The 11,530-nt window shown below is 41.0% G+C and carries 12 protein-coding genes; 8 read left to right on the top strand and 4 right to left on the bottom strand.

The window, feature by feature from the left end:
* Positions 1 to 245 (bottom strand): hypothetical protein (locus Q0212_RS03715; RefSeq protein ID WP_297922402.1); only part of this gene is annotated, 245 nt, incomplete at its 3' end.
* A gap of 183 nt (positions 246 to 428) precedes the next feature.
* Between Q0212_RS03715 and rsxA the strand changes: the two genes are divergently transcribed.
* The 3 genes from rsxA to rsxC are packed head-to-tail and all read left to right on the top strand — an operon-like array spanning position 429 to position 3,279.
* Complete coding sequence (gene rsxA / locus Q0212_RS03720; RefSeq protein ID WP_297922405.1) at positions 429 to 1,010, top strand: electron transport complex subunit RsxA; 582 nt, start codon at positions 429 to 431, stop codon at positions 1,008 to 1,010.
* Positions 1,007 to 1,612: an electron transport complex subunit RsxB gene (gene rsxB, locus Q0212_RS03725; protein WP_297922408.1), complete on the top strand. Its 606-nt coding sequence runs from the start codon at positions 1,007 to 1,009 to the stop codon at positions 1,610 to 1,612. The genes rsxA and rsxB overlap by 4 nt, the downstream gene beginning before the upstream one ends.
* Positions 1,609 to 3,279, top strand: a complete 1,671-nt coding sequence (gene rsxC / locus Q0212_RS03730) for an electron transport complex subunit RsxC (protein ID WP_297922411.1) — start codon at positions 1,609 to 1,611, stop codon at positions 3,277 to 3,279. Before rsxB ends, rsxC begins: the two co-directional genes overlap by 4 nt.
* A 29-nt stretch (positions 3,280 to 3,308) precedes the next feature.
* On the opposite strand, the gene glpG is transcribed toward rsxC, so the two are convergent.
* From glpG to Q0212_RS03745, 3 genes are read right to left on the bottom strand one after another with little or no spacing between them, the layout of a single operon-like run.
* A complete protein-coding gene (glpG, locus tag Q0212_RS03735) occupies positions 3,309 to 4,175 on the bottom strand; it encodes a rhomboid family intramembrane serine protease GlpG (RefSeq protein WP_297922414.1) in 867 nt (288 codons plus the stop codon).
* Complete coding sequence (locus Q0212_RS03740; RefSeq protein WP_297922417.1) at positions 4,172 to 5,206, bottom strand: aminopeptidase; 1,035 nt, start codon at positions 5,204 to 5,206, stop codon at positions 4,172 to 4,174. The genes glpG and Q0212_RS03740 overlap by 4 nt, the downstream gene beginning before the upstream one ends.
* 3 nt (positions 5,207 to 5,209) lie before the next feature.
* Positions 5,210 to 6,715, bottom strand: coding sequence for an amidase (locus Q0212_RS03745; protein ID WP_297922420.1), 1,506 nt, complete (start codon positions 6,713 to 6,715; stop codon positions 5,210 to 5,212).
* Positions 6,716 to 6,826: 111 nt separating this feature from the next.
* On the opposite strand from Q0212_RS03745, the gene purB reads away from it, so the two are divergent.
* From purB to Q0212_RS03770, 5 genes are all read left to right on the top strand, one after another.
* Positions 6,827 to 8,197 (top strand): adenylosuccinate lyase, encoded by a 1,371-nt coding sequence (purB, locus tag Q0212_RS03750; RefSeq protein WP_297922423.1) that lies wholly within the window; start codon positions 6,827 to 6,829, stop codon positions 8,195 to 8,197.
* 62 nt (positions 8,198 to 8,259) lie between these two features.
* Positions 8,260 to 9,033, top strand: coding sequence for a nucleotidyltransferase domain-containing protein (locus Q0212_RS03755; protein WP_297922426.1), 774 nt, complete (start codon positions 8,260 to 8,262; stop codon positions 9,031 to 9,033).
* 13 nt (positions 9,034 to 9,046) lie between these two features.
* The gene (locus Q0212_RS03760; protein WP_297922429.1) at positions 9,047 to 10,228 is read left to right on the top strand and encodes a cupin domain-containing protein; all 1,182 of its coding nucleotides are present in this window, start codon (positions 9,047 to 9,049) and stop codon (positions 10,226 to 10,228) included.
* A gap of 12 nt (positions 10,229 to 10,240) precedes the next feature.
* Positions 10,241 to 11,242: an adenosine kinase gene (locus Q0212_RS03765; RefSeq protein ID WP_297922432.1), complete on the top strand. Its 1,002-nt coding sequence runs from the start codon at positions 10,241 to 10,243 to the stop codon at positions 11,240 to 11,242.
* 7 nt (positions 11,243 to 11,249) lie between these two features.
* Positions 11,250 to 11,530 (top strand): Rieske 2Fe-2S domain-containing protein (locus Q0212_RS03770; RefSeq protein WP_297922434.1); only part of this gene is annotated, 281 nt, incomplete at its 3' end.

Genomic DNA, 11,530 nt, shown 5'->3' on the forward strand with positions numbered 1-11,530 from the left:
TGCTCTCGTTCTCTATATTCAATATGATAAATGGTTTTATTTATCACCAATAAACTGGTATTTGGTGGCATACCTAATTCTTCGGGCATTTCGCCTCGTCCACCATAATTAAATAAATGGGCATTTATCTCTTTATCCATAAACCAACTATCTAATACTCCAACTTTGACACCATTACCCAACAAACTGCTATATAAAGCACTATTGTCTTTACTAAACATGGGTTTCACTTCCACAAAAGCCATCTTACACCTCATACCATTATTATCATGACGTGGATTTCGTACCCCAACCACACGCTACATTTTATCAAACCATCTCTATTGTCATTTTTTGCCTATCACGCCAAAAAAGATTTACAATAAACAATACCCTCATCCAAAGATCGAGGGAGTACCGCACCACTCATTTAAAAGGCTCACATTCCCATGAATGACTATTTGCTGCTACTGATTGGCACGATTTTGGTCAACAATTTTGTCTTGGTACAATTTTTGGGTTTATGCCCATTTATGGGAACATCAAAAAAACTCAGCACCGCCGCAGGTTTAGCCATCGCCACCACCTTTGTTTTAACCTTATCGTCCATTTTTACCTATGCGGTTGATGCCTTAATTTTGCAGCCTTTTGATTTAGCCTATTTGCATACTTTAAGCTTTATTTTAGTGATTGCCGTTACCGTACAATTTACCGAATTAGTATTGCACAAAACCAGTCCTGCCCTCTATCGAGTGTTAGGCATTTATCTGCCACTGATTACCACAAACTGTATTGTGTTAGGTGTTGCTTTATTAAATATTCGCCAAGCAAATCCATCGTTTATCAAAGCATTATTAACAGGTTTAGGTGCAGGTTTGGGCTTTGCCTTAGTGTTAGTGTTGTTTGCTGCCATGCGTGAACGTATTAATGTCGCAGATGTGCCTAAGCCTTTTCGTGGCAGTGCCATTGCCTTAGTCACAGCGGGTTTACTGTCATTATCCTTTATGGGTTTTGCAGGGTTGGTGAAATGAGTGCGTTATTCACCATTATTATCGCTATTGTTATTTTGCTAATTATTGGTTTATTAGCAGGCGCGTTATTGGGCTTTGCGTCAGAAAAATTTAAAGTCGAAGCGAATCCCTTAGTTGATCAAATTGATGCCCTATTACCTCAAACCCAATGCGGCCAATGTGGTCACCCTGGTTGTCGACCTTATGCCGAAGCAATGGCTAATGGTGAAGCCATTAATCATTGTGTACCTGGTGGTCAAGATACTATTAATCAATTAGCGGCTTTGTTAAATGTTGAGGCCATTCCTTTAGATAGTGAATATGGTGTTGAATCTGAAGTTAAAAAAGTCGCTTTTATTCGTGAAGCCGAATGTATTGGTTGTACCAAATGTATTCAAGCTTGCCCTGTTGATGCGATTATTGGTGCAGCAAAACACACCCATACGGTGATTAGCAGCGAATGTACAGGCTGTGATTTGTGTGTAGAGCCTTGCCCTGTTGATTGTATTGATATGATTCCGATTGCCGTTACCCGTCAAACATGGCATTGGCAAGCACCTAAAGGCGAAGGTAATAGTCCTGTTGAACATCCCATTAAACTCATTCCACTCAAACAATTATGACTGTACAACGCGCACCTTATAAGTTGATTGGTGGTGTTCATGTGCCTGAACACAAACAAAGCTCAACCCAAAGCCCAATTAAGCCTTTAGTCTTAGCTAAACGTTTGATTATTCCCATGTTGCAGCACATTGGTGAAGAAGCAAAACCGATTGTGAACATTGGTGAGCATGTATTAAAAGGTCAAAAAATTGGTGAAGTGCGCGCATTTGTGGCCGCGCCTGTTCATGCCACCACATCAGGCACAGTAGTTGATATTGGCTTGTATCCTGTTGACCACCCTTCACAATTAGACGCGTTGTGTGTGGTGATTGAGGCTGATGGCAAAGATGAATGGGCAGCTCATACAGGCATTAAAGATTATCATTTGGCCGAAGCCCAAACCTTATTAGCGATTATTCGTGAGGCTGGCATTGCAGGTATGGGCGGTGCTGGCTTTCCAACAGGCTCAAAACTACAAGTCAAACAACAGACACCTGTGGATATTGTGGTGGTAAATGCTATGGAGTGTGAGCCATATATTACCGCTGATGATTTATTAATGCGTGAACGCGCGGCGGAGATTGTTGAAGGCGCAAATATTGTTAAGCAAATTTTAGGCGCAAAAAAAATTATTATTGGTATTGAAGATAACAAGCCACAAGCCATCAATGCCATGCAACAAGCGTCCCAGTCTCAAGCGCATATTCAAGTCATGAGCTGTCAGAGCAAATACCCTTCGGGGGCAGCTCGACAAACTGTGTATATTTTAACAGGTCGTGAAACCCCTGCTAATGGTCGAACCACCGATGTTGGCGTATTTTGTTTAAATGTTGGCACTGCTGCTGCCATTTATCGTGCAGTGGTACATGGCGAACCGTCTTTATCGCGGATTACCACCGTCACAGGTTTAGGCGTACAACAAGCAGCCAATTATGACGTACCCTTTGGCACACCGATTGAGCACTTGTTAAATCAAGCACAGGCTCAATGGTCAAAAATTTCGCGTTTAATTGTTGGTGGGCCGATGATGGGCTACTCCTTGCCACAAGTACAAATTCCTGTGGTTAAAACCACTAATTGTATTATTGCTGCAACCGTAAACGATTTTCCACCACCACCGCCTGAGCAAGCCTGTATTCGTTGTGGTGATTGTGCGCAAGTATGCCCTGTGCAATTGTTGCCACAACAACTATTATGGTTTAGCAAAAGTGCTGAGTTTGATAAAGCCGAACAATACCATTTAGACGATTGTATTGAATGCGGCGCGTGTGCTTATGTTTGCCCAAGCAGCATTCCTTTAGTGCAATACTATCGTTATGCTAAAGGTGAAATTGCCACTCAAAAACAAGAAGCTGAAAAAGCTGAACGCGCACGTTTACGCTTTGAAGCGCATAAAGCCCGTTTAGCCCAAGAAGAAGCTGAAAAAGAAGCCCGACGTCAAGCGCGTGAACAAGCAGCGGCTAAAGCCAGAGAAGAAGCAGCCCAACAAGCAGCCTTAGCAAGTCAACAAGGTGCAGCGCCACCCGCCAAAGACAGCAAAGCCTTAATGATTGCCGCAGCAACTGCCCGCAGCAACCTAAAAAAAGCCGAAAAACGCTTATTGGCCGCTCAACAGGCTGGCGAAGATAGCTCTGCTTTATTGGCTGAAATTGAACAGTTAAAGGCCGAAGTTGCGAGTTATCAATAGGACAACTCGCACAAGGTCAACAGCCCCTATTATTTTGATTGAGTAAATCTATGCAACAACCCAAAACCACAGCCTAAAATAATACCTGTTAATAAGCCAATTAAATGGGCATCATTGGCCATTTTGCCAATAATGTTATCCAAAATACCACTATAGCCAACGACTAACCATCCAATCATAAATGCAACAATTGCCGTATTTAACCTAAATCCGACTTTAGGATTGGCAAGTGGATACAGCCACACATAACCTAATAATCCATAAACAACGCCTGACAAACCACCAAAATTATTAGCATTACCAAACGCCAACGATTGCCCCAAATTACTCAACAATGCAGTTGCCAAAAACACCCCCAATAACTGCATTTTTGATTGGGTTCGCTCAATAAGGCCGCCTAAATCCCACCACCAGATCAAATTAAATAATAAATGAGCAAAATTAAAATGAATAAAAACAGGCGTTAATAATCGCCAATATTCTTGAGTGTGCTTAATATCTTGCGGATAGTTTAATGCCTCAAACACAGGCCTACCCACTGCGGCAAAAACAAGATAAACCCCCACACAGATTAAACTAATTATTAAGGTCAATACGCCTGATCTTGCCCACAAATTAGCAAAGACCTGTTTAAATCCTATATTACTTTGACTATCCAGACTTTCTTTAATCACTTGACCTGTTTGCCAAGAAGCCTGCCAATAACGCATATCTTGAGGGTTAGCTAAAAACTTATTTAACTCTTGCTCAGCACGATCAGTGTCTTCTTCGCGATATAAGATAATCGCAAATCTATCTGGCTCTACTTCAATAGTATTATGTATACCTATGGTTTTTAAATAATCACTAAACGCTAATGCGACTCGATGCTCTTGAAATGCAGCCAGTTCAATCATTTTGTATCCTGTGTCGCTAAAATTTTATGACGCTCTGTCACCGATAATTTAGCTAATTTTTGACATTGTTGATAAAAACGCGGTAAATCGTAATCCACACTCAACAACAACTGAGTTAAGGCAGGAATCAGACTATTATAAACAGATACGCTGTTTAATTTAGCATTGCTTAGATGTGCAAACCAAGCATCATAACCATTAAAACCTTGCCACTGTTGCTGTTTAAGCTGTTGGTAACTTTGTTGTAAAGACTCAAAAGTCTGGGCTTTTTTTTGTCTTTTTTCGGGTATGGTTAAGTTAGATTTATAAATATCAGCCAGTTGTTTTCGATAATCTAATACTAATTCAGCAAACTGCTGCTGACGTTTTTTGCGCAACACAATATTATCAAATTGCTCCATTCTGCCAACTAAATAACGCTTTAAGGCTTCATCAGCCACCACCTCAGCAAAACTTTCGTTAAAAACGGGATCATTTTTGGCATACACTACTTGATGTGCTAATTCATGAAAAATCAATTCTGCTAAATCGGCTTCGGATTTATAGACAAAATTACTCAATACCGAATCTCTAAACCATCCTAAAGTTGAATAGGCGGTTACACGACTCAAGTGAGTATCATAACCTTGTTCTTTTAATTGTGACTCAAATTGCTGTGCTAAGGTTTCTTCAAAAAAACTACGATAGCCCAAACAACCTACTCCCCAATAACACCATGTTTTAGCCGTTAATGATAATTCTGGCGTTGCTGCTACAGACCACATTGCCGCAGAGCGTTTAATATCAACATAGGTATCATATTGGCCTTTAGTGGGTAACGATAAACTTTGTGCAAAGTGTCTAATTTTTTGAATAGATTGCAACTGTTTAATTAATGCTGGTGAGCTTTGTGGGTGTTTAATCACCTGTTCTAAAGGTTGACGATTCGCCAAAATTTGCCACTGGCCTTTAATGCTTTGACCATAATAATTAACCGACTGACAAGCCGTTAGCCACCACGTTGAACACAAGATTAAACACCATTTTTTCATCGGTTAAGAGCCTGCAAAAATTGCAGGACGCAAATTAAACCACGGTTTGGCTTGCTCTAGTTGCCCTGCTAATTTAAACAAAGTCATTTCATCACCATAACGTGCGGTAAACATCATGCCTACAGGTAAATTATCTTGTGACCAATGCAATGGTAAAGACACAGAAGGATTACCCGTCATATTCATTACAGGTGTCGAGACAACCCATTGAAAATTTTGCTGTGCTAAATGCTGTAAAATTGGCAAATAATGCACCAGTCCGCCTAATTTAAAACGTTTAGCAATTGGTGATAAAAGTTTTTCGATGCCTTGCAAACGAAAACCACCTAAAGCAATCGGTGGTGCTGCTAAAGTTGGCGTTAAAAACACATCATATTGCTGCATCCATATTTCAAAAATGCGGACTTGTTGATAAATCATCCGATTAGCATTATCTAAATCATAGGCACTAAATGATTGTCCTAATCTTGCTAAAGACCATGTTTCGGTTTCAAAATCTTCTAGTTCAACTGGACGACCAATAATTTGTTCAGTGGCAAATACATCCCCTGCGGTTGCTGCGGCAATTCTTAATAAATAACCATCGGCTAGTTGGCGTTTATCAATCGGTGGTGTTGCTTCTACCACTTCATGACCCAAAGAGCTTAATAAATCAACGGTATATTTGAGTCCGCGTAAACATTCTGCATCTAATAAAGCATCACTTAATAATGCTTCTTGGCTATAAGCGATTTTTAAGCGTTTAGGCGATTTGCTCACCGCCGCTAAAAATGTGCCTTTAACAGTAGGTGCATCATATAAAGCCCCAACATCACGACCATGCGTAGCATCTAACATTGCGGCTGTATCGCGCACCGAACGCGAAATAACGCCTTCTTGCACTTGACCAAACCACGGCTCAGCCATTGCAGGCCCATAAGGATTACGGCCACGACTAGGTTTAAAACCAACTAAACCACAACAAGAAGCAGGAATGCGTAATGAACCGCCACCATCTCCGCCTGCGGCCATTGGCACAATGCCTGCCGCTACTGCTGCCGCCGCACCACCACTAGAACCACCAGACGTGCGTTGTAAATTCCAAGGATTACGCGTTGCGCCATGTAATTCAGGTTCAGTCACCCCCATCAAACCTAATTCTGGGGTGTTGGTTTTACCAAAAATCACTGCACCTGTGGCTTTGTAGCGTTTAACCATTTCACTATCATAGTCAGGTACATAATTTTGATAAGCACGACAACCATTGGTCATTGGCACACCTGCATAAGCGGCCAATAAATCTTTAATTAAAAAGGGTACGCCTGCAAATGTGCCTTGTGGCAAGCCATTTTCAATGGTTCTATAAGCCAAATCATCCATAGATCGAATAACGGCATTAATTTGCGGGTTAACTTGATTTCGGCGTTTAATCGCTTCTTCTAAAAGTTGAGTTGGTGTTACTTCGCCCTTTTTGACCAAATCGGCCAAACCTAAAGCATCATAATTGGCGTAATCACTAAAACCTGTCATATTATTGGTCTCTTTTTATTGTAAAAATAATGCCGAATCATAACAAAAGATGCAGTAGCCCACTAAATCCTTTATCATTCGCGCTTTGATTTTCTCTTGTTGGAGCGACCCATGCTAAGCACTCTCACTGCCCTTTCTCCTGTTGATGGCCGCTATGCCAGTAAAGCCGATAGTTTACGTCCTTGGTTTAGTGAGTTTGGCTTAATTCGCGCTCGTGTTACTGTTGAAGTGCGTTGGTTACAACAACTCAGCAAACACCCACAAATTAGCGAAGTACCAGAATTCTCGCCACAAACCTATATGGCTTTAGAAGAAATCGTCAGCTTATTTGACGAAGAAGATGCGCAATGGATTAAAAACAAAGAGCGTATTACTAACCATGACGTAAAAGCGGTTGAATACTTTTTAAAAGATAAGGCGTCTGCTAATCCAGAATTAGCCGCAGTCAGTGAGTTTATTCACTTTGCTTGTACTTCTGAAGACATTAATAACCTAAGTCATGGTTTGATGTTAAAAGCAGGTCGTGATATTGCACTTGAGCAAATGACGGCTGTTTATGAAGCGATTCGTCAATTAGCTCATCGTTATGCCGATTTACCCATGTTGTCTCGTACTCATGGTCAAACTGCGTCGCCAACCACTTTGGGTAAAGAAATGGCGAATGTGGCCTATCGTTTAGGTCGCCAAATTCAACAATTTAAAGCCGTTGAAATTTTAGGCAAAATCAATGGTGCAGTGGGTAACTACAATGCACACTTATCAGCGTATCCTGATGTTGACTGGGCAGAGAATGCCAAACAATTTATTGAAGGTTTAGGTTTAAACTTTAACCCCTACACCACCCAAATTGAACCACACGACTATATTGCCGAGTTGTTTGATGCGGTAAAACGCTTTAACACGATTTTGATTGACTTTAACCGTGACGTTTGGGGTTATATTTCTTTAGGTTACTTTAAACAACGTTTAAAAGAAGGTGAAGTAGGCTCGTCCACCATGCCTCACAAAGTTAACCCGATTGACTTTGAAAATTCCGAAGGTAACTTAGGTATTGCTAATGCAACGTTGGCGCATTTAGGTGAAAAGTTACCTATTTCTCGTTGGCAACGTGACTTAACCGACTCCACCGTATTGCGTAATTTAGGTGTCGGTTTGGCGCACAGCTTAATTGCTTATGAAGCTGCTTTAAAAGGTATTGGCAAACTCGAAGTTAATCCAAATCGTTTAGCAGAAGATTTAGACAATGCTTGGGAAGTATTGGCTGAACCTATTCAAACGGTGATGCGTCGTTTTGGTATTAGCGAGCCATACGAAAAGTTAAAAGCCTTTACTCGTGGTAAAGTAATTACCGCCACCGATATTCAAGGCTTTTTAAACAGTGAAGAAATGGCTTGTTTACCTGCTGAAGCCAAAGCCGCATTAGCCGCTTTAACACCTGCTAGCTATATTGGTAATGCCGCACAGCAAGCAAAGGCTGTTTAGACCTCACCCTAGCCCTCTCCTAATAGGAGAGGGAACTTTATCACTCTATCTATCAAACCATCATGCACCAAACCATCCTCGACAATCTGTCTCGTATCGAAGAACAATATCAAGTGACTATTTTATGGGCGTGCGAATCAGGCAGCCGCGCATGGGGTTTTCCCTCACCTGATAGTGATTATGATGTACGTTTTATCTATGCTCAAAAACCGAGTAGTTATATTCGGGTGTTTGATAAACGCGATGTGATTGAAGAACCGATTGATGGTTTATTAGACATTAGTGGTTGGGACATTAAAAAAGCTTTGGGCTTATTGCGAAAATCGAATCCTGCCTTAATGGAATGGTTATCTTCGCCAATTATTTATCGTCAACACGCTGCCATTGAACCCCTAAAAGCCTTAGCACAAGCTTCTTTTTTGCCCTTGTCATCTTGCCATCATTATTTGTCGATGGCTCGTCAAGATATTAATCGCTTAGTTATGGCTGATGATATTCGTTTAAAAAAATACTTATATTGCTTTAGAGATGTATTAGCAGCGCAATGGGTGATTGCCAATAATAGTCAGCCGCCTATGGCCTTTATGGATTTGGTCAATCGCTTTTTGCCAAGTGGTGATATTCGTGAGCAAATTGATGAATTATTGGTGTTAAAAAGCCAAGTATTAGAAAGCGAACATATTCCTCCCCAAGAAGAATTGGATGCTTATTTATTATCATTATTTGCACGTTTAGAAAAACAATTGCCCGCCGCCAGCACACCTTTGAGTGTTGATGTCTTTGATAAATGCTTACTTGATACCTTACAAATGGCTTATCCACAGTTGAATTTATAATTTGAGACCTCCCATGACAGCAACTAACATTCCTCTGCCTTATTTAGGTGGCTTAACTGCCGAAGAATTTTTACATGACTACTGGCAAAAAAAGCCTTTATTAGTCCGCAATGCCTTTCCTGACATTGCTTATCTCGTCGGCAAAGAAGACTTATTAGATTTAGCCCAAGAAGCCAGTGCCGAATCACGGATTATTTTAGAAAAAGATGGCAAAAAACCGTGGGAATTACGCAAAGGCCCATTTAACAGCAAACAATACAAACAACTGCCTAAAAGTCATTGGACATTATTAGTGCAAGCTGTTGACCATTATTTGCCAGAGCTCGCCGATTATTGGCAACATTTTAGCTTTATTCCAAGCTGGCGTCGTGATGATGTCATGATTTCTTATGCCACACCAAATGGTTCAGTGGGCAAACATTTTGACCAATATGATGTATTTTTAGTGCAAGGAACGGGTCAACGCCGTTGGCAATTGGGTGAGTTTTGTGATGCTGATGCACAATTTTTACCAAACACCAAATTACGCATTTTAGAAGATATGCCTGTTACCTTTGATGAAGTGGTAAATGCAGGCGACTTGTTATATGTACCGCCAAAATTAGCACATTATGGTGTGGCTCAAAACGACTGTTTAACCTTCTCTTTTGGCTTTCGTGCCCCTTCTCTAAGCCATGTTTTAGAACATATTGTTGATACAGCTCTAGAACAGACAGGTGCAGAAGCTTTATATCAAGACATTGATTTACAAGCACAAAATCATGGTGCTTGGTTAAATCCACAACACCTAGAAAAACTGCAACAACAAGTCTTAACTTTGCTTAATCAACCTGATATTTTAAGTAAAGCACTCGCTCCCTTTTTAAGTGAAGCCAAATATGAAGATTATGAGCCAGTCGGTGAAGAAGTCAGCAGTGATGAATTAATCACCGCCTTAAATGATGGTGCTGTTATCTGCCGCGACCCTGCTTCACGCTTTGTTTATGTTGGCGAACAAGGTAAAGCGCAAGCCTTATATATTAATGGTGATGAAATTTGTTTTGATGACTCGGTAGATGGCGCGTTTGTTGCATTATTAGCAGACAATACTCGTTTAACAGCCGATGATTTACACACTTATTTGGCCAACAGTGCCAATAGTGATTGGTTATGTGCGCAAATTGCCACAGGATATTTTATTGTTTTAACAGATTAGGACTTTTAAACGATGTCTTTTGATTTATATGCCATTGGCAATGCCTTAGTTGATAGCGAATATGTGGTTAATGACGCTTTTTTAGCCAAACAAAATATTGCTAAAGGCCAAATGACACTCATTGACCAAGCACAACAACAAGGCTTAATTGCTGCTTTGCAAGCCGAATTTAACTGTGCCAAACGTGCTTCTGGTGGTTCGGCGGCAAATAGTGTCATTGCTTTTGCCGCATTAGGTGGCTCGGCTTTTTATGCCTGCAAAGTAGCCAAAGACAATAATGGCGATTTTTATTTACACGATTTACGTGCGGCAGGTGTCAGTGCGCCCCATCATGCTCAAGTTGAACAAGGCATTACTGGCACATGTGTAGTGATGGTGACCCCAGACTCCGAACGCACTATGCACACTTTTTTGGGTATTACCGCCGAATTAAGTCCTCAAGAACTGGATTTAGACGCACTGAATCAGGCACGTTATTTATATATTGAAGGTTATTTGGCTACATCCCCTTCTGCACGTCATGCAGTTGCTACTGCCAGAGCTTTAGCTAAAGCGCAAAATATTAAAACCGCACTGACCTTTTCCGACCCTGCAATGGTGCAGTATGCGCGTGATGGTTTAACAGAAATGCTCGAAGACGGTGTAGATATTTTATTTTGTAATGAACACGAAGCAAAATTGTGGGCAAATACCGATAATTTAGCTCAAGCAATACAAGCTTTGCATCAACTAAGTCCTTTATTAGCCATTACCTGTGGTGATAAAGGCGCAATTATCAGCAACAAAGGGCAACAAATAACTATTGCCCCCTTTCCAGTCACTGCGCTAGACTCAAACGGTGCAGGTGATGCTTTTGCAGGGGCGTTTTTGTATGGTCTAAGCCAACATTGGTCTCTTGCGGATTGTGGTCGTTTGGCCTCACGTATTGCCGCACAAGTGGTTAGCCAATTTGGCCCACGTTTACAAACTGTGCAATATAGCCAGTTATTAGAAGAAACTATCACACAACAATAACAATACTATGCTTAGATTATGTTTACTGGCTGATGTTCCCGATCAAGATGCGCGTGGTTTTCGTACTCCACGCGGTGAGGTGATTGTAGTACGACAAGGGCTAGTCGTTTATGGTTATCTTAATCGTTGCCCACATATTGGCATTGGTTTAAATTTTCAACCTGATGTTTTTATGGATTTAACTCAGCGGTATTTATTATGTGCTAATCATGGTGCGTTGTTTCGTGTTGAAGATGGTTTTTGTTTTAGAGGGCCGTGTCATGGTCAATCCTTAGTGACCATGCAACT

This window comes from uncultured Agitococcus sp. (genome assembly GCF_937920075.1).
In the GTDB taxonomy this organism is placed as follows: Bacteria; Pseudomonadota; Gammaproteobacteria; order Pseudomonadales; family Moraxellaceae; genus Agitococcus.

Bases quoted from the DNA above. Each gene is read 5' to 3' on its own strand.
- rsxA (WP_297922405.1), top strand. From the start codon at position 429: ATGAATGACTATTTGCTGCTACTGATTGGCACGATTTTGGTCAACAAT.
- rsxB (WP_297922408.1), top strand. From the start codon at position 1,007: ATGAGTGCGTTATTCACCATTATTATCGCTATTGTTATTTTGCTAATT.
- rsxC (WP_297922411.1), top strand. From the start codon at position 1,609: ATGACTGTACAACGCGCACCTTATAAGTTGATTGGTGGTGTTCATGTG.
- glpG (WP_297922414.1), bottom strand. From the start codon at position 4,175: ATGATTGAACTGGCTGCATTTCAAGAGCATCGAGTCGCATTAGCGTTT.
- Q0212_RS03740 (WP_297922417.1), bottom strand. From the start codon at position 5,206: ATGAAAAAATGGTGTTTAATCTTGTGTTCAACGTGGTGGCTAACGGCT.
- Q0212_RS03745 (WP_297922420.1), bottom strand. From the start codon at position 6,715: ATGACAGGTTTTAGTGATTACGCCAATTATGATGCTTTAGGTTTGGCC.
- purB (WP_297922423.1), top strand. From the start codon at position 6,827: ATGCTAAGCACTCTCACTGCCCTTTCTCCTGTTGATGGCCGCTATGCC.
- Q0212_RS03755 (WP_297922426.1), top strand. From the start codon at position 8,260: ATGCACCAAACCATCCTCGACAATCTGTCTCGTATCGAAGAACAATAT.
- Q0212_RS03760 (WP_297922429.1), top strand. From the start codon at position 9,047: ATGACAGCAACTAACATTCCTCTGCCTTATTTAGGTGGCTTAACTGCC.
- Q0212_RS03765 (WP_297922432.1), top strand. From the start codon at position 10,241: ATGTCTTTTGATTTATATGCCATTGGCAATGCCTTAGTTGATAGCGAA.